This window comes from Prauserella endophytica (assembly GCF_005146945.1).
Lineage (GTDB): Bacteria > Actinomycetota > Actinomycetes > Mycobacteriales > Pseudonocardiaceae > Prauserella_A > Prauserella_A endophytica.
Genome location: NZ_SWMS01000001.1, coordinates 457,457 through 475,187, shown reverse-complemented (window position 1 = coordinate 475,187; position 17,731 = coordinate 457,457). Strand labels below are relative to the sequence as shown.

The 17,731-nt window shown below is 70.8% G+C and carries 12 protein-coding genes; 4 read left to right on the top strand and 8 right to left on the bottom strand.

Annotated elements, in window-relative coordinates; translation table 11 throughout:
- Together FCN18_RS02395 and FCN18_RS02390 are read right to left on the bottom strand one after the other, a co-directional pair.
- Positions 1–1,167 (bottom strand): hypothetical protein, encoded by a 1,167-nt coding sequence (locus FCN18_RS02395; RefSeq protein WP_137092999.1) that lies wholly within the window; start codon positions 1,165–1,167, stop codon positions 1–3.
- Positions 1,164–3,410 (bottom strand): AAA domain-containing protein, encoded by a 2,247-nt coding sequence (locus FCN18_RS02390; RefSeq protein ID WP_112266085.1) that lies wholly within the window; start codon positions 3,408–3,410, stop codon positions 1,164–1,166. The genes FCN18_RS02395 and FCN18_RS02390 overlap by 4 nt, the downstream gene beginning before the upstream one ends.
- An 86-nt stretch (positions 3,411–3,496) precedes the next feature.
- Here FCN18_RS02390 and FCN18_RS02385 point away from each other — a divergent pair, with 86 nt between their 5' ends.
- Together FCN18_RS02385 and FCN18_RS39640 are read left to right on the top strand one after the other, a co-directional pair.
- Entirely contained in the window at positions 3,497–3,847 is a 351-nt protein-coding gene (locus FCN18_RS02385; RefSeq protein ID WP_112266083.1) for a nucleotide pyrophosphohydrolase, read from the top strand.
- 60 nt (positions 3,848–3,907) lie between these two features.
- A complete protein-coding gene (locus FCN18_RS39640) occupies positions 3,908–4,756 on the top strand; it encodes a thermonuclease family protein (RefSeq protein ID WP_137092996.1) in 849 nt (282 codons plus the stop codon).
- 3 nt (positions 4,757–4,759) lie between these two features.
- On the opposite strand, the gene FCN18_RS02375 is transcribed toward FCN18_RS39640, so the two are convergent.
- Both FCN18_RS02375 and FCN18_RS02370 read right to left on the bottom strand, forming a co-directional pair.
- Positions 4,760–5,515, bottom strand: coding sequence for a DUF427 domain-containing protein (locus tag FCN18_RS02375; protein ID WP_137092994.1), 756 nt, complete (start codon positions 5,513–5,515; stop codon positions 4,760–4,762).
- A gap of 42 nt (positions 5,516–5,557) precedes the next feature.
- Positions 5,558–8,644 carry a DUF3427 domain-containing protein gene (locus FCN18_RS02370; protein WP_112266077.1) on the bottom strand — a complete coding sequence of 1,029 codons (3,087 nt, stop codon included), beginning with the start codon at positions 8,642–8,644 and terminating at the stop codon, positions 5,558–5,560.
- Positions 8,645–8,818: 174 nt separating this feature from the next.
- Here FCN18_RS02370 and FCN18_RS02365 point away from each other — a divergent pair, with 174 nt between their 5' ends.
- The gene (locus FCN18_RS02365) at positions 8,819–9,463 is read left to right on the top strand and encodes a response regulator (protein WP_112266075.1); all 645 of its coding nucleotides are present in this window, start codon (positions 8,819–8,821) and stop codon (positions 9,461–9,463) included.
- 68 nt (positions 9,464–9,531) lie between these two features.
- Here the strand turns inward: FCN18_RS02365 and FCN18_RS02360 are convergent, their stop codons facing one another.
- The 4 genes from FCN18_RS02360 to FCN18_RS02345 all read right to left on the bottom strand — a co-directional run bounded on the left by FCN18_RS02360 (position 9,532) and on the right by FCN18_RS02345 (position 16,688).
- Positions 9,532–10,674: a GAF domain-containing sensor histidine kinase gene (locus tag FCN18_RS02360; protein ID WP_113642786.1), complete on the bottom strand. Its 1,143-nt coding sequence runs from the start codon at positions 10,672–10,674 to the stop codon at positions 9,532–9,534.
- 14 nt (positions 10,675–10,688) lie between these two features.
- Positions 10,689–13,988 carry a thiol reductant ABC exporter subunit CydD gene (cydD, locus tag FCN18_RS02355; protein ID WP_137092992.1) on the bottom strand — a complete coding sequence of 1,100 codons (3,300 nt, stop codon included), beginning with the start codon at positions 13,986–13,988 and terminating at the stop codon, positions 10,689–10,691.
- The gene (cydB, locus tag FCN18_RS02350) at positions 13,985–14,995 is read right to left on the bottom strand and encodes a cytochrome d ubiquinol oxidase subunit II (protein WP_112266071.1); all 1,011 of its coding nucleotides are present in this window, start codon (positions 14,993–14,995) and stop codon (positions 13,985–13,987) included. Before cydB ends, cydD begins: the two co-directional genes overlap by 4 nt.
- Before the next feature lie 190 nt (positions 14,996–15,185).
- The gene (locus FCN18_RS02345; RefSeq protein ID WP_137092990.1) at positions 15,186–16,688 is read right to left on the bottom strand and encodes a cytochrome ubiquinol oxidase subunit I; all 1,503 of its coding nucleotides are present in this window, start codon (positions 16,686–16,688) and stop codon (positions 15,186–15,188) included.
- 247 nt (positions 16,689–16,935) lie between these two features.
- Here FCN18_RS02345 and FCN18_RS02340 point away from each other — a divergent pair, with 247 nt between their 5' ends.
- Entirely contained in the window at positions 16,936–17,538 is a 603-nt protein-coding gene (locus FCN18_RS02340) for a TMEM165/GDT1 family protein (RefSeq protein WP_137092988.1), read from the top strand.
- Positions 17,539–17,731 lie beyond the last annotated feature (193 nt).

Genomic DNA, 17,731 nt, shown 5'->3' with positions numbered 1-17,731 from the left:
TCACTGCCTGACGGCTTTTGGCAAGGCGATTCTCGCCTTGCGGATCTCCTCGATCAGCCGCGTCTTGCGCCGGTGGGTCTCCACGAGCCCGGCGAGGTAGGACCCGAACTCCTCGGAGGTCCCAGCCCGTTTGTGCAGTGTGCGCAGCCTGCGCAGCTGCACGGCGGCACGGGCGTAGGCCTGCGCGTCCTTCTGCGCGATGAGCTGCTCGACGTGGTCGCGGTAGGCGGGGGCCACCTCGCCGGGCGCGCGGCCGGCCGCGACCTTCCACGCCTCGTCGTCCCGATCCTCGGCGAGCAGCGCGGCCACGTCCACAGCGTCTGGTTCGGACTCGGGCCCGGGTTCCGGCGCCGGGACGCGCTGGGCTCGTTCCAGCGCGGCGACGAGCGGGCCCCTGATCCGACTGCCGTTCTCGTTCCCGAGCGCCTTCGCCGCGTGCGCGATGGCCTCGGTATGCCTGCCTGCCGCGCGCAGCACCCGCACGATCTTGAGGCTGACGTCGAGCCGCGGAAGCTGTTCGGAGAGCATGCGCACGACCGTGTCGACGTCACCGGTCACCTCGGCGTGCTCCTGGTTGAGCCGCTGCGCGGTGCGCCGCCGGCCCGCCGACTCGTCGGCGACGGGCTCGGCCAGCACCTCGTCCACAGTGGACTTCACGTGCGCGAGGCCCTTGTCCCCCAGAGGTTTCGCGAACGGGGTCAGCGCGATGTCCGGCCAGCCGGGTCGGCCGAAGGCCAGGCGCAGGATCCACTCCGCGAGCTCCTCCGGTGGCGGCGGGTGGGCCTCGCACGCCCGCGCGTAGAGCGACACCGCGCGGTCGAGCTGGTCGGCCGCCGCCCCGCTCGGCTCGTCCAGGTCACCGAGCGCCGTGATTATCTTGTCGACGGCCCTGCGCGCCAGTGGAGCCACGTCGGCCTGTGTGCCGCCATCGAGCAGCCGCTGGAGCGTGTCGAGCACCGAAGCGACCTGTACCGACTCGGCAGCGGGAGCCGCGTCGTCGAGCAGGTCGCTGACCTGGGCCAGCTCGCCGTTCTCGGTCGCCTGCGCGCGAGCCAGCAACCGCCTGGCCAGCTCCGGGTCACGCTCGGCCTGCTCGCACAGGAGATCGGCGAGCACCAGCGCGTCCAGCGAACGGAGGTACGCACGCAGGTCCGATTGGCTCCTCACCCGCTCATCGTGTCATGCGAAGCACTCTCTTTGGTCACCGTGATGTGCCGATCGATCGCGGGCTGTGGTCGTCTCGGCGCCGGGATCACCACCTCGTCGAGCCTGCGCACGGCGACCGACCCCTGCAGGCGCAGAGCGTTCACGGAGCCCAGCGGGGTGCCGATGGGCGCAGACTTGATCGCGTCGAGGTCGCCGAGCAGATACAGCCGCCTGCGCACCCGGGTGACGGCGACGCCGAAGGAACGTACCCGTTCGGCCCAGTCGTCACCGGTGAGATCCACGAGCACGGTGTCGAAATCGGTGCCGGGCAGGGTCCGCGCGGTGCCGACGGCGACGGCCAGCCGGTCGCGCACGGCCGCGAGCCACGCGTCCGCCTGCAGGCGGTTCGGGGCGACCACCGCGGTGCTCTCGCGCTCGGCTCCGGCAAGGAACCGGGCGATCGAAGCGTAGTCCGGCGAGGAGCCCCTGGTGTCGAGCAGCACCACCTCGGTGTCGATCCGGCCCGAGCCCTCCAGCACGTCGTAACCAGTGCTGTTGGCGAGCGCCCGCACGTTCGCGCCGTAGCGGTGCTGGCGCGTGAGCACGGCACAGCCGGGATGGGCCTCGGCGTCCTCGGGGGTGCGGATGCCGCAGTGGCCGAACGGCGTGGTGAGCGTCCAGCGGCGGACCTCGGGCAGGTTTCGGATGGCCTGCGGGCGCACGCGCGGGCCGGGGCGGCGGAAGTCACCGAACAGCACCGCCGTCTCGCGAGCCTGTGCTACCGCGAGGAGCACATCGGACAGCCGCGCGGAGCCCGCGTCGTCCACGAGCACCACGTCGAAGGGCTGCTCGGCGACGAAGCGCCTCGCGGCGGAGGCCCTGACGACCCGGCCGGTGAAGCCCGTCTCGTAGCGCCGCCCGTACGCCCGCTCGCCGAGCCACCACAGCCGTTCCTCCAGCTGCCCGCGCCTGGCGGCGCGGTCTGGGCTGCGGCCGCGTAGCTCTTCCCGCTTCGCGTGCACACCGGGCAGGTCCAGCCGGAGGCACTCGGCGTGGAAGCGATGGTCCTGATCGGACGCGACGCCCACCGAACGCAACTGGGCGATCCGGCCGCGCACGAGCTCCAGCCGCGTGTACGCCTCGGTCTCCTCGCGCGCGGCGGCGTCGAGCCGGTCGTGCGCGGCGGTCAGACCCTCCTCGATGCCGATGGCGTCGTCGTCGGTTAGCGGGTGCGCCTGCGCCCGGCAGTCCGCGATCAGCTCCTCGAGCCGGGCCCAGTCGGCGTCGGCGTCGCGCAGAGCCCTGCGGTCGGCGCGCCTGCCACGGTAGAACCGCCTGCGGTTCTCCAGCCGGTCACTCAGCACGGACGCGGCGTCGGACACCGTCGCGAGCTGCGCGGACAACTCCCTGGCCTCGGCGAGCCGCGCGCGCTGGTGGGTCGAGTCGTGCCAGGCCTCGCGCGCCGCCCGCAGTTCGGCCTGCGCCGCGGCCAACTCCTCCGAAGCCTCGTCGTGCCGCCTGCGCGCCTCGGCGAACTCGGCCTCCAGCGACGCGGAGCGCTCGCGGTTCTCGATGCGCTGGCAGACGGCGAGGAAGGCGGCGTGGTCGTAGCCGGTGAGCTCGGCGTCCAGTTCGGCGAGCTGCTGCTCGACGGTGGTGATCTCGGCGAGGTGCTCCTGGATGACCAGGCGTTCCGCGTCGTGGCCGGGATCGATCGGCGCCTCGTCGGCCGCGGTCACCACAAGCACCCGCTTGCCGGCGCGAGCCAGGTCGGCGGCGGCGCTGTCGATCAGCGTGGTCTTGCCCGTGCCCGGCCCGCCCCACACCAGCCGCAGCCCGGGACGGAAGCACGCTCGGTAGGCGTCGCGGGCCCGGTCCAGTTCCCCGGCGGCGAGCTGGTCGGCGAGCGGGGCGTGCCCGAGTCCGCGCAGCTCGTGGGCCAGCCTTCGCAGCGACTCGTGCGCGCGCACCTGCCGCACCCACACGCGATCGCAGTCGGGTGGGAGCGGCCCGGGTACGCCGAGCCACAGCACGCCGCCCCTCAGCCGCGCCTTCGCGGGCACGGCGGGACCATGCCGAGGTCCCTCCGGTCCGGCGAGCCGGACGTCGTCGATGGGATCGACGCGCCGCCCCCGTACGTCGACGGCGTACTCGCCGTCGCCGGTCTGCCGGTACCGTCCCAGCTCGGTCCACTCGCCGCTCTGCCGGACGTGCTCGAGCTCCGCCTCGACCGCGCGAGCGGCCTCCTGCCGCCAATCGGCCATACCACCCCTCTCAATCCAGACCGAGTAAACCAAGAGTGCTGGTTTGGGTACAGAAAGTAATCCAAGAGTGTGATAGGCAGGGTGCCGTGACGCTCGACGACCTCAACCACCGGCTGCGGGAGTTCGCCGCCGCCCGCGACTGGGAACCCTTCCACACGCCCAAGAACCTCGTGATGGCGTTGTCGGGCGAGGTCGGTGAGCTGACCGCGCTCTTCCAGTGGCTCACGCCGGAGGAGTCGGTGAAGGCGCTCGACGATCCTCAGCTCAAAGCGGACGTTCTCGACGAACTGGCCGACGTGCTGCTCTACCTGACGCGCCTCGCCGACGTGCTCGGAGTCGACCTGCTCGACGCGGCGAACGCGAAGATCGACCGTAACGAGCTGCGCTTTCCCCGCTTGCCAACGGCCGATCAGCGCAATGCGCCGGATTCGCCGTAACGAAATCGGTCCGCGCCGCGAGAACCAGGCGAACCGGCCGATCACCGAGGAAGCGAGTCCATGGCGCACAAGCCGCCCGCGCACGCTGCCCGTGGAAAGCGCTCGTTCCTGTGGATCGGGCTCACGCTCGTCGTGTGCGCCCTGCTGTTCGGCATCAGCACGCTAGTCGGGCGGTCGAGCGTGGACGACACCTCCGACCGGTACGCGGCGCCGACCGACCTGCCGCCCGCGCCCACCCCGACCTATCGCGTCACCGACGTGATCGAGGGCGACCTGGTGCGCCTCGTGCCCGAGACGGGAGCCGCGATCACCCTGCGCGTGCGGGGCATCGACACCGCCCGCGCCGACGGCTGCCTCGGCAGGGAGACCCTCGCGTGGGCCTCCGGTCTCCTCGAGGGCGAGGAGGCGATCGTGGAATCGGTGGGGACCGGAGGCGGCAACACCCTCGGGAGGCTCATCCTCGCCGACGGGACCGACTACGCGGTCGCCGCGCTGGAAGCCGGCTACGCGATCCACGCCGGCGCCGACGTCAACAGCTCGTACGCGGGGATCCTGCGCGACGCGGAAGCGTCGGCCCGCACGCGGAATTCGGGAGTGTGGGCCCCGCCGTGCGAGGGCGACCTGGAAAGCCCGCCCACATCCGAGTCCCGGCCGACGACCACGACGACCGAGCCGTCGCCCGCCCCGCCGCCGGTGGTGGCCGAACCGGCTCCGCCCCCGCCGTCGCCGTCGCGCGAACCCGAACCGGAGCCCAAGCCGGAGCCGTCACGGGAGCCGGAGCCGTACTACGCCAACTGCCGGGACGTGTGGGAGGCCGACGCGGCTCCGCTGCACCGCTGGGAGCCCGGTTACCGCGAGGAACTGGACCGCGACGGCGACGGCGTGGCGTGCGACCGGGACCGTGAGTAGCCGTCAGGCGAACTTGGTCTTGGGGCGCTCCTGCAGCTTCCCGTCCACGTAGACGTCCACCAGCTCGTCGGTGAAGGCGATCAGGCCCGCGATGCGCTCGCTCTCCGGCAGCGGCGTGCGGTAGGTCCAGGCCAGATCGGGCACCAGCTCTTCACCGGCACGCACCGAGAAGTACTGCGTGTCGCCCTTGTACGGGCAGCGCGTCACGCGGTCACTGGGCTCCAGCAGGTCGAGGCGCACGTCGACCTTCGGCAGGTAGTACCGCGTGGGCAGACCGGTCTCGAACAGCAGCTTCGGCGAGCGGGAGTCGGCCACGGTCACGCCGTTGACCTCGATGCGGACGTGCCGGGAGCTGGGCAGGATGTCGATACGCGTGTGAGGATCGCGAGGGTGGACGTAGACCTCCTCGTCCTCCTCGAACCAGGCGTCCATGGCGTCCCAGTCCAGGCGCACGTGGTCGCGCAGCTCATCCAACGGGGACTCGGGGTAGTCGGTGACGGCGTCGATGGCTTCCCGCTCGCCCACGCTGAGCGTGGAGACCCGCCCCTCTCCGCGACTCGGCGACCGACGCGTCTGTCCGGTTGGGACGATCAACTCGGCGCGCACGTCCTCGCGCGGAAAGTAGTACGTGGGGTAGTACGGCACCTCCCACACCAGCAACGGTCGCGTGGTGTCGGCGACGACCTTCCCGGCAAAAACGGCGCGAACCCGCTTGGCGCCCCGCTCGGTCCGAACCCGGCCACGGCTCTCGGTGCTCATACGTTGTCGAACGTGAACGAAGACACGCCTATTTCCGCGTTCTCAGCCGGCCACGACGCTCGCCGTGGTGAACGTATCGGCGGGCATGGGCCGGTGGAGCCGCCACGTGATGGCGATCGGCTTGCTGCCCCGATGCGAGACGTACGATGCTTGACCCAGGCACAGAAATGGGGCGGGGCCGAGGTCGTCGGTGCGGTGGTCGCGGACGAACAACACCACGTGCGTGCCGTGTTCACGGTGCCGCAGGTACCGCTGGCCGACAGGCGAGTCGACCGCGGTCGCGTTCTGTGACTCCCAGTGGAACAGCTCGGGACTGATCGCGTAATCGCGGTACATCGTGGTCGGCGAGAAGTCCTTCTCGCTCTTGTGCAGGTTGATCAGCAGCGCGTCGGTGCTCGTCTCGTCCGCCCAGGCCACGCCGGACACGTGGTTGGCAACAGAGCGCTCCAGCGTCGCGTAGCCGAGCGCAGCCAGGATCTCTTCTCGCCGGTACCGAGCGTGACTGGCCAGCGGCACGTGTTGCAGTCCCGCGCCGAGGGAACCAGGTAGATGCCGCGCCCGGTCCAGCCCCAGCGCGACGAGCTCCCTGAGCTCGGCGCAGACGGCCGGGTGGCGCCGGAGCTGAGCCAGTCCGGCCTCGTAGCTGCTGAATCCCTTCGGCCACAGTGTGAACATCAGCATCCTGGCCAGCCGCTGCTCCCGTTCGCTCAGGCCCCCATAGCGCGGACCGTCGGGATCGGCGAGCGCCGAGTACACCTCGACCCGCTCGCGATCGTCGACGTGCACGAAAGCGCCGATTCTGCGCAGGAGTGCATCCTCGTCAGGCCCGGCCTGCTCCGTGGGAAAGCCGGCCTCGCGCCGAAGGCCGGTCCACGAGCCGTTGTTCTTGTAGACGTCCACGAGCTCCCGTCCCGCCTCGTCGAGGTACTCCGCGAGCGGAAGGTCGCCGTGCGAGCGGACATCGGCTGCGAGCGCCTTGCGGTTGAGCCGAAGCTGGGTGCGCACGTTGTCAAGCACGATCTTCTGCGCCACCCGGTCGAGCACGACCTGCGATCCGGACGGCAGGAACGGAAAGCCCTGCTCGATCTGCCTTTGCAGGCCACGGCGACCCGCGCCGGTCAGCGCCCGGTAGCGCACGTCGAAGCGGAACTCCTTGCGGTGGTGCCCGATGAAGTCGAGCACGGTGAGTACCGCCTTGCCGGGTGCGCGGCGCAGTCCACGGCCCAGTTGCTGCAAGAAGATCGTCGCACTCTGGGTCGGCCGCAGGAAAAGCACAGTGTCCACCTGCGGGATGTCGAGGCCCTCGTTGAACAGGTCCGCGGCGAAGAGCACGTTCACGTCACCGCCGGCGAGCGCGTTGATCGCGCGCTCGCGCTCGGCGGGGCTCGTTGAGCCGGACACCGCGAGCGCGGAGATCCCCGCCTCGCGGAACACCCTGGCCATGTACTCGGCGTGGGCGATCGTGACGCAGAAGCCAAGCCCCCGCATCCGCCCGACGTCGGTCACCTTGTCGCGCAACTCTGTGAGCACCTTGGCCGCGCGGGCGTCGTTGCCGGTGTACAACCGCTCCAGGCCGGCGACATCGTAGTTGCCTCGCGACCATTCAACCCCGGAAAGGTCGACGTCGTCCGCAACCCCGAAGTAGTGGAACGGCACCAGCAGATCGGCGGACAACGCGTCCCACAGCGGCAGCTCGTACGCCGCGCGGCCGCCGAACAAGCCGCGAACGTCGACTCCGTCGGCGCGCTCCGGAGTCGCGGTTAGTCCAAGTAGTTCCTTCGGGCGCAGGCGATCGAGCATACGGCGATATGTGGCGGCCTCGGCGTGGTGGAACTCGTCGACGACGAGGACGTCGAAGTGTTCGGCGGGTAGGTTCTGCACGCCGTACGACGACAGCGACTGGATCGTCGCGAACACGTGCCGCCACCGCTCGGGTCGAGCCCCTCCGACGTAGTACTCGCCGAACGCCCCGTCGGCCAGCGCTTCGCGATAGGTCCGCAGCGACTGTTCGAGGATCTCCTTGCGGTGTGCGACAAAGAGCAGGCTGAGATCGCGACCGTAGAACTCGCGGACGAGTCGCCGGTAGTCGAGTGCGGCCACCACCGTCTTGCCGGTTCCGGTCGCCGCGACCACGAGGTTGCGGTGCCGACCGTGCACTTGCCGTTCGGTCTCCAGCGCTTCGAGAATCCGTTCCTGGTGCGGCATCGGACGCACTTCGAGGCCGGCGAGGCTGATCGTTGTGGGTGTGGTGGTCCGGTTGCCGGCTCGGGCCAGCGCGTCATCGAGGCGGTCGGCGTCGCGCGAAGGGTCGTAGCCGGTGAAGGCGTTGGACTCCCAGTACGTGTCGAAGGTCGCGGCGAACTTGCGGAGCAGCTCAGGAGTCGCGACTCCGGACAGCCGCACATTCCACTCGAGACCGTCGACGAGCGCCGACCTCGAAAGGTTGGAGCTACCCACGAACGCCGTGTCATAGCCCGACTCCCGGCGGAAGAGCCACGCCTTGGCGTGGAGCCGGGTCGACTGGTGCTCGTAGCTGATGCGCACCTCGGCGCCGAACCGGCGCACCAGCTCATCGATGGCCCTGCGCTCCGTGGCACCGACGTAGGTAGTGGTAAGCACTCGAAACGGAACGCCACGGTCGCGCAGTTCGCACAGCGGGTTTTCCAGTACCCGGAGGCCGTGCCAGCGGATGAAGGCGCAGAGCAGGTCGACCCGATCCGCGCTGGCCAGTTCGGCGCGCAGTTCGGCCGAAAGCGACGGCTCGTCCTTGGCGTTGGTCAGCAGGGCCGCCTCGGCCAGCGGCGTCACCGGACGCACCGGTGGACCCCCGTCGAGCCGGTCGACCCTCGTGAGCGCGATCAGCTGCTCAACGGATCCTGGGACGGCCTCCTCAGGCGACTGCAACAGGGCCAGCAACTCGTTGATCAGCGCGACCTGGCGCGGCAGCTGGGGCTGCTCGTTGAGTGCCCTGCGCACGACATCGGCGACGTGGCGCGCGAGGACCTCGGGAACGTCCGCGGCGTCGACTCCCGCGAAATGCGGATGCAGCCGGTCACGGAGCCCGCGGATGGCGTCATCGACGCCGACCGTGCGGAGGGCCTCGTAGACGCCATCGGCGAAGGACTCCATGCGAACAAGCGTGCCACGAGACGGAGCGCTAATCGATCACTCCGGTCGTCGTGGCGGATGCGAGGACGCTTGCGAGGAATCGGACTGCGCCGGCGCGAAACGGACGCAGGCCACACCCGCGAGTGCGGTTGGAGCGAGTCCCTCATCACCTCGGCACGCGCGTAACCTCGGGGTATGGCCATTGAGGTGTTGCTCGTCGACGATCACGAGGTGGTCCGGCGCGGGCTGCGGGACCTGCTGACCGACGAGCCCGACATCGAGGTCGTCGCCGAGGCGAGCACGGCCGACGAGGCGCTCGCCGTCGCCATGCACGTTGAGCCCGATGTGGCCGTTGTGGACGTCCGGCTCGGCGAGACCGAGACCGACGGCGTGGAGTTGTGCCGTGAGCTACGCGCCCGGCCCAACCCGCCGCACTGCCTGGTGCTGACGGCGTTCGACGACGAGGAGGCCATGATCGGCGCGATCATGGCGGGCGCCGCGGGTTACCTGCTCAAGCAGGTGCGCGGGCAAGACGTGGTCAACGCCGTGCGCGAGGTCGCGGCCGGGCGCTCGTTGCTCGACCCGGTGACCACGGCGCGTCTCCTCGACAAAATGCGCCACCCCGAGCCCGATCGGCTCGCCGAGCTGAGCGAGCGCGAGCGCAGCGTGCTGGAGCTGATCGGACACGGCATGTCGAACCGCGAGATCGCCGAGCGCCTCTTCCTTGCGGAGAAGACCGTGAAGAACTACGTCACGTCCCTGCTCGCCAAGCTCGGCATGCAGCGCCGCACCCAGGCGGCGGCCTGGGTCGCCCGGCACGACGCGGGCAGGGGCGACTAGGCCGTGTCCTGACGATCCTCTGCCGCGCTGGCCCCGGGCAGGCGGCAACGGGATTGTCAGGACACGGCCTAACCCAGCGGGAGGTCGAAGGCCACGAGCGTGCCGAGGCTCGGCGAGGAGTTGATGAAGAACCTGCCGCCCGCCGCCTCGGCTCGCTCGGAGAGATGCCGCAGTCCGCGCTGGGCGACGTCGCGAGGTACGCCGCAGCCGTTGTCGCGCACCCGCAGTCGCACACCTTCCTTGTCTCGTTGGAGAGTCACCCTCGTCTCGCTCGCCCCGGAGTGGCGGACCACATTGGACAGTGCTTCGCGCAGCGCGGCGCGAATGTGGTCGGCCCGCTCGGCGGGGATGTCGGCGAGCTCGCCGGACAGTTCCAGGGTCGGCGGGTAGCCGAGCAGCTCACCGGCGATGCGCACCTCGGAGCGTGCGGACTCGGCGAGGTCGGTCGCGGCGGACTGGGGCTCGTGCGGTTCGGGCTCCGGCGAGCGCAGCGCCCGCACCGTGCCCCTGATCTCCTCGATTGTCTGGTCGAGCTGGTCGATGGCCTCGCCCAGCCTGGTGCCGTCGGCCCCGGCGAACCGCCTGCGCATGCGCCTGCGGACCCGGTCGAGCTGCATGCCCGCCGCGTAGAGGCGCTGCACGATCACGTCGTGCAACTCGCGGGCGATGCGCTCGCGCTCCTGGTAGAGCGTCACGCGGTGGCGGGCGTTGGCGCCCTCGGCGAGCGCGAGCACGATCCCGGCCTGGCTGGCGAACGCGGTCAGCATCTCCACCGTGCTCGCGGAGAAGGGCTCGGCGTCGCGGCGCCGGTAGACGGTCAGCACGCCGAGCAGGCGGCCGCCCTTGCCGAACGGGGCCGCGGCGAACGGTCCGTACGACCGGAGTTCCTCCGGCACGAAACGGGACGTGCGCGGATCGCTGGTGACGTCCTCTGCGACGATCGGCTGCCCGCCGGCCGCGACCCGGCCCGCCGCTGACTCCGCGGGCAGCACGAGCCCGAGCAGGCCCGCGGTGTCGGCGCCGTGGGCGGACTCGACGGTGACCCTGCCGTCATCGGCGCGCACCATGACGACGCCGAGGTCGGCGTCGGCGAGTTCGGCGGCGTGGCGCACGACGGAGCCGAGCACGGCGCCGGGGTCGTCGCCGGACAGCGCCGTCGTCGTGATCTCGGTGGCCGCGGACAGGGCTCGGGCGGCAAGGGTTGGTTCCATCAGCAGCATCAAGGTTATGCGCCTCCGTGAGCCATGGCCGCCTCCCGCACTGTGATCTGGCCTTCCCGGACCTCGAGCACCAGGTCGGCGCCGGCCACCTCCTCCGGCCGGTGCGTGACGTGCACGACGGTCTTGCCCGTGAGCGCGGTGTCCAGGTTGGCCAGCACGACGTCGGTGGTGGCCTCGTCGAGGTGCGCGGTCGGCTCGTCGAGCAGCACCAGGTCGGCGTCCTCGACGGCGAGCAGGGCCCTGGCGAGCGCAAGCCGCTGTGCCTGCCCGCCCGAGAGCCCGGCGCCCGCACTGCTCAGCACGGTCGACAGCGGCAGTCCCGGCAGCCCCGCGGCGAGCAGTGCGGTGGTGAGCTGCTCGTCGGTGGCGTGCGGGTCGGCGAGCCGCAGGTTCTCGGCGACGGTGGTGGACACCAGCTGCGGCTCCTGCGGCGCCCACGCGACGCGGGCGGGCAGGCTCGCGTGCCCGCGCTCGGGTGGGAGGAAGCCCAGCAGCGTCGCCAGCAGGGTCGACTTCCCGGCGCCCGACGGACCGATCACGGCGACGTGGCTGCCGGCCGGGATGTCGAGGTCCACGTCCCGCAGCACGGGTTCCGGGCTGCCCGGCCAGCGCACGTCCACGCCGCGCAGGGTGATGGCGGCCCCGCCGTGCACCACGCGGTCGCCTGGCTCGGGAACCTCGCGGTCCCAGACCCGCGCGAGCCGGGCCTCGGCCTGCCGTAGCGAGTCCCAGTGCTGCGCGGCGGGCGGCAGGAGTGCGAGCACCTCGGCCAGTGCGAGCGGCACGAGCGCGAGCAGCGGCGTCACCAGGGGGTCGAGTGTTCCGGCCGCGACGGCGCGGGCGGCGAACCACGTGCTGACCACAGCCGCGCTGCCGGTGGCGAGCGTGATCACGGCGTCGGCGGCACCGGCGCCCAGCGCCTGCCTGCGTGACGCCCGCGCCAACGTCGCGTCGGCCGCGGCGAGTTCGGTCCGCCGAGCCCGGTGGGCGCCGAACGCGACCAGCTCGGCCGCCGCGTCGAACAGGCCGAGCACCTGGGTGGCGACGGTGCGACGGCCCGAGGACAGCGTCGAGGTCGCCCGCCGTTCCACCGCGAGCGCGAGCGCCGGAGCGAGCACGGCCGCGACGAGCGCCGCCACAGCCAGCGCCACCCCGGCCTCGGGCAGCACCGCGGTCTGCACGGCACACGCGGCGAGCACCACCGCGGCCGCGACGATCGGCGGCGTGATCACGCGGGGCAGCAGGTCGCGCACCGTGTCGACGTCGGCGACGAGGCGGCGCTGGCCTTCGCCTTCGCGCAGCCCCAGCGTGTGTGCGGGGCCGAGGCGCACAAGTGCCCGCCACAGCCGGACCCGCAGCCGCGCGGCGACCCGGAACGCGGCGTCGTGGGTCACGAGCCGTTCGGCGTAGCGGAGCCCCGCGCGGGCGAGGCCGAACGTGCGCACGCCGACCACCGCGACGGTCAACGTGAGGATCGGCGGCTGCTGCGACGCCTTGGCGATCAGCCAGCCAGAGGTGGCCGTGAGCGCGACACCGGCGATCAGCGCGGCGGCCCCGAGCGCGGCACCGGCCAGGAACCGGCGACTGACCACGTTCCGCAGCCGAGCATGCCCGCCAGGGCGGTCGTTCTTCGGCACCCCACGACCGCCCTGGCGAACGTCGGTGAGCTCCTCCCCCGCGTCGAGGGCGGAGCGATCATGGGCGGCGATCACCACGGCGGCGCCGTCGCGCTGGGCCTCCCGGACCGCGGCGAGCACGCGCTCGGCGTTCACCGCGTCGAGGTGGGCCGTCGGCTCGTCGAGCAGAAGCAGCCACGCACCGGCCCGCACCCGCAGCAGCGCACGGGCCACGGCGACGCGTTGCCGCTGTCCGGTGGACAGGTGACTCACTGGCTCAGCCACCAGACCACTCAACCCGAGCCGGGCGAGCACGTCGTCGCGGTCGAGATCGTCCGCGCGGGGTGCGGCGAGCGCGAGTTCGTCGCGCACGGTGCCGCCTGCGAACGCGGGTGACTGTGGCACCCACGCGACCGAGTCACGCCATGCCGACATATCGACATTTTCGAGTGGTACGCCGTCGACCGTGACCGTTCCCGCGTCGGGCCTGGTGAAGCCGAGGAGCACGGAAAGCGTGGTGGTCTTGCCCGCGCCGCTGGGCGAGCGGAGCCAGAGGGTGGAGCCGGGCCGGACGGTGAACGACTCGCCGTCTGGCGCGTAGTCGTCCCTTCTGCGGACGCGCAGGCCGCTGACGCGGACCTCCCCGCGGCGCGGCGGCTCAGTTCCCTCGGGTGCGGCGGGTTCGGCGAGGACGTCCGCGACCCTGCGGACGGCTTCGACACCGTCCTCGCTGGCGTGGAAGGCGGCGCCTGCAGTGCGCAGCGGCTGGTAGCACTCGGGCGCCAGGATAAGCACGCCGAGGCCGATGGCGAGCGACAGATCGCCGGAGACCAGCCGGACGCCGATGACCACGGCGACGAGCGCCACCGACAGCGTCGCGGCGAGTTCGAGCGCGAAGGCCGACGAGAACGCGACCCGCAGGGTGGACAGCGTGGTCCTGCGGTGCCGGTCGCTGACCCGGCGCACGGCCTCGGCCTGTGCCTCGGCGCGACGGAAGGCGGCGAGCACGGGCAGCGCGCGCACGAGTTCGAGCAGGTGACCGGAGAGACGCTGCAGTGCGTCGGTGGCCGAGGAGACCTGGTCGGCGGTGTACTTGCCGATCAGGATGGCGAACATCGGCAGCAGCGGCAGGGTCAGTGCGATGAGGACGGCCGAGGGCCAGTCGGCGACGAGCACGGCGGCGCCGACGCCGACCGGGATCACGGCCGCGGTGACGAGCGCGGGCAGGTACTCGGTGAAGTAGGCGTCGAGCGCGTCGAGGCCCTTGGTGGTGAGCGCCGTGAGCTGGCCTGGCCCCCGGCGGGCGATCCATTCGGGACCGAGGCGCAGCGCGTGGTCGACGACCTTGGAGCGCAGTTCCTCCTTGGCGCCCGCGGCGGCGCGGGCGGCGACCACGCGGATGCCCCAGCCGACGAGCGCGCGGGCGAGTACCACGCCGAGCAGTGCGGCGAGCGCGCCGGCGTGGCCGCCGGTCCTTCCGGCGACGACGGCCGCGAGCACTGAGGCGAGCAGGAACGCCTGCGCGACGAGTGCGGTGGCGTTGAGCAGTGCGAGCACCCCCGCTAAGGCCAGCGCCCGGCGCGCCGAGGCCGAGAGGGCCGGCAGCGCGCCGAGCGGACCTCTTCCCGTCCGCAGTGCGTCCACTCTGGACACATAGGCGGAAAGGGGTGTGCGGACGGGAAAGTTCATCGGGGCACGTGCACCTTCGGGATGTGCTGGGTGCCGATGCGCCTGCGGAACACCCAGTAGGTCCAGCCCTGGTAGACGAGCACGGCCGGCGCGCCGAACAACGCGACCCAGCTCATGATCGTGAGCGTGTAGGGGCTGGAGGATGCGTTGTCGACCGTCAGCGAGTTCGCGGCGTCCAGTGTGGACGGAAGCACGTCGGGGTACAGCGCGCCGAACAACACGACCGCGGCCGACACGATGACCACGCCGAGCGCCGCGAAGCCCTGCCCCTCCCTGCCGAGGGAGAGGCGCCACCACGCGACGAACGCGGCGGCGGCGGAGACGGCGAGCGGGACGAGGGTCCACGCCGACCCTTCCCGCCACTGCACGAGCAGCATCAGGGCGACCACGGGCAGCAGCGCGAAGGGCAGGATACGGACGGCGAGGCGCCGAGCGCGCTGGCGTATGTCGCCGTCGGTCTTGAGCGCGAGGAACGCGGCGCCGTGTACGAGCGAGAAGCCGACGACGGCGAGCCCGCCGAGCACGGTGTCCCAGCGGACCGACTCGAACGCCGTGCCGACGCGGTCGCCGTCCGCGTCCAGCGGCAGGCCGAGCACCGAGGTGCTGAGCAGCAGTCCGACGCCGAACGGCGGGATCCACGAGCCGATCATGATCACGCGATCCCAGTTGCGCCGCCAGCGAACGGAGTCGACCTTGCCGCGGTATTCGAACGCGACCCCTCGCCCGATCAACGCGAGCAGGACGAGCAACAGCGGCAGGTAGACCGCCGAGAACAGGCCCGCGTACCAGGCGGGGAACGCGGCGAACATCGCGCCGGCCGCCACGATGATCCAGACCTCGTTGCCGTCCCACACCGGGCCGATCGTGTTGATCATGACGCGCCGCTCGGTGTTGTCGCGGCCCAGGATCGGAAGCAGCATCCCGACGCCGAAGTCGAACCCCTCGAGGAAGAGGTACCCGGCGAAGAAGAGGGCGACGATGCAGAACCAGACCGTCTCGAGGTCCATCAGCGCGGCCCTCCGACCGATGTTTCAGGTGAAACCAGATTTCCCCAAGTTGTGCACAACAGCCCGAGTTGTCCACAAATTGCTGGCAAGACCCCGTGGATACCTTCGAACTGGGTAGGCTGGCAGCGGGGTCGCCCCCCAGGGAGGGTGGGGGGTTGCCTACGGAACCCGAACATCGTTTCCCTCCTCCTCAGTAGGCGAACGCGAGCGCGTCGTCGTCGGTTTTGTCGGCTCCCTCGCCCTCATCGGGCTCCGGTTTCTTCGGCGGCATCACTCCTTCGACCCCGCCGCGGACGTACTTGGCGATCAGGAACACCTCCACCACCGCGAGCACCGCGTAAAGCACCGTCAGCGAGATCAGCGACGTCCACACCTCGCCAATCGACACGTTCGACACGGCCTGCGCGGTGAACATCCACACGCCGTCCACGCCCGTCGGGTTGGGCACCACCACGAACGGCTGCCGCCCCATCTCCGTGAAGATCCAGCCCGCGCTGTTGGCGATGAACGGCGTCGCGATGCTCAGCAGGGCCACGCGGGGGAACCACTTCGTGTCCGGGATCTGTCCCTTGCGCGTCAGCCACAGCGCGAACACTCCGACGGCGGCCGACAAGGCGCCGAAGCCGATCATGATCCGGAAGCCCCAGTACGTCACGGGCAGGTTCGGCACGTAGTCGATCGGCTGGCCGGCCAGCTCACCGAGCGCCGGGTCGTCCGGGTAGTGCGTGCCGTACCGCTCCTGATACTCGCCCACCAGGTCCTCGATGCCCTTGACCTCCGTGTCGAAGTCGTTGTGCGCGAGGAACGACAGCAGCGCGGGCACCGAGAACGTCTTCACGTTCTCGCAGTTGGCGTCCCGCACGTCCCCCACCGCGAGGATCGAGAAACTCGCTGGCCGCTCGGTGTGGCACAACGCCTCGGCCGAGGCCATCTTCATCGGCTGCTGCTCGAACATCAGCTTGCCCTGCACATCGCCGGTGACCGCCAGCGCTGCGAAGGCCACCACGCCGGTCCACGCGCCGAGTCGCAGCGACGAGCGCCACACCTGGCGGTCCTCGTCCTGCTCGCGCCGCTTGCGCCACAGCCGCCACGCCGCGATGCCCACCAGGAAGGCGGCCACCACCGAGAACGCGCCCGCGATCGTGTGCGGGATCGCGGCCAGCGCGGTGTTGTTGGTCAGCACCGCCCAGATCGAGGTCATCGTGGGCCTGCCGTCCACGAACTCGGCGCCCACCGGGTGCTGCATCCACGAGTTGGCGGCCAGGATGAAGTACGCCGAGGCCACCGTGGCCAGCGAGAACGCCCACACGCACGCCAGGTGCACCCGCTTCGGCAACCGGTCCCAGCCGAAGATCCACAATCCGAGGAACGTCGACTCGACGAAGAACGCGACCAGGCCCTCCATCGCCAGCGGCGCCCCGAACACGTCGCCGACGAAGCGTGAGTACGCGCTCCAGTTCATGCCGAACTGGAACTCCTGGACGATGCCGGTGACCACGCCCATCGCGAAGTTGACGAGCAACAACTTGCCCCAGAACTTCGTCATCTTCAGATAGCGCTCGTTACCGGTGCGAACCCACGCCGTCTGCATGCCGGCGACCAGAATCGACAGACCGATTGTGAGCGGCACCATAAGAAAGTGGTAGACGGTCGTGATGCCGAACTGCCACCGCGCCAGATCCAGGACCTCCACGTATCCGACTCTCCTCCCGCTGACCCCCTCCTTGTCAGGTCCCGTGGTCCTGACCTGCATGGGACGTTGGTCCCACCCGGAGACGAGGGCGCGCCGCGAATTGCTTTTCGGTGCACCGAAGAAAATGATGAGACACGCCTGGAAATTGTTCGTCCGCCACCGAAAAAGGCGATTCGCAATCCCGATCAGCTAGGCATTTGGCTACCTCCCCTTTATCGTGGAAGAAGAAAAGGGGTGAGAATTTCCGATGTCTTCCGCACTGCTGGCCTTCATCGCGACGTTCGCGCTGGTCGTGGCCGTGGAGCTGCCAGACAAGACCACGGTGGCGACGCTGGTGCTGACCACGCGTTACCGGGCGCGTGCGGTGCTCACGGGCGTATCGGTCGCGTTCGCGATGCAGGCCGTCATCGCGGTCGCATTCGGCAGCGTGCTCACCCTGCTTCCCGACCAGGTCGTCTCACTCCTCGTCGGCGTCCTTTTCGGTGTCGGCGCCGCGATGCTGCTGCGCGAGGGCTACCGCCAGGGCGAGGACTCCGGGCAGGACGCGGCCCGGCTCGGCAAAGCCCCGGTGCCGTTCCACCGCGCCGCGCTCACGTCGTTCGCGGTGATCTTCGCGGCAGAGTGGGGCGACGCCTCCCAGCTCGCCACCGCCGGCCTCGCCGCCCGCTACAGCGAGCCGGTCGCGGTCGGCCTCGGCGCGTTCCTCGGCCTGGTCGCGGTCGCCGCGCTCGCCGTGTTCCTCGGCGGCAAGATCCGCAGCAGGCTGCGGCCCCGCCTGATCCAGCGCTGCGCGGGGTTCGTGTTCGCCGCGTTCTCGGTGTTCGCCCTTGGCTCGGCGCTACTGGGCTAGGTCGTATCCGACCGCCCGGCTGCCGGTCGCCCGGCAGAGGATCATCAGCCGCGACCTAGTGCCCTCCGCCGGAAGTCTGTTGCTTGAGCCGGTGGATCCAGGTTCCCGCTGGCAAGGCGCGGGTTCGTACTGGGCCGTACTTGGGCGGACCGGCAACGCAGCCGGCGGGAAGCTGGGCCGCCGAATTATGTGG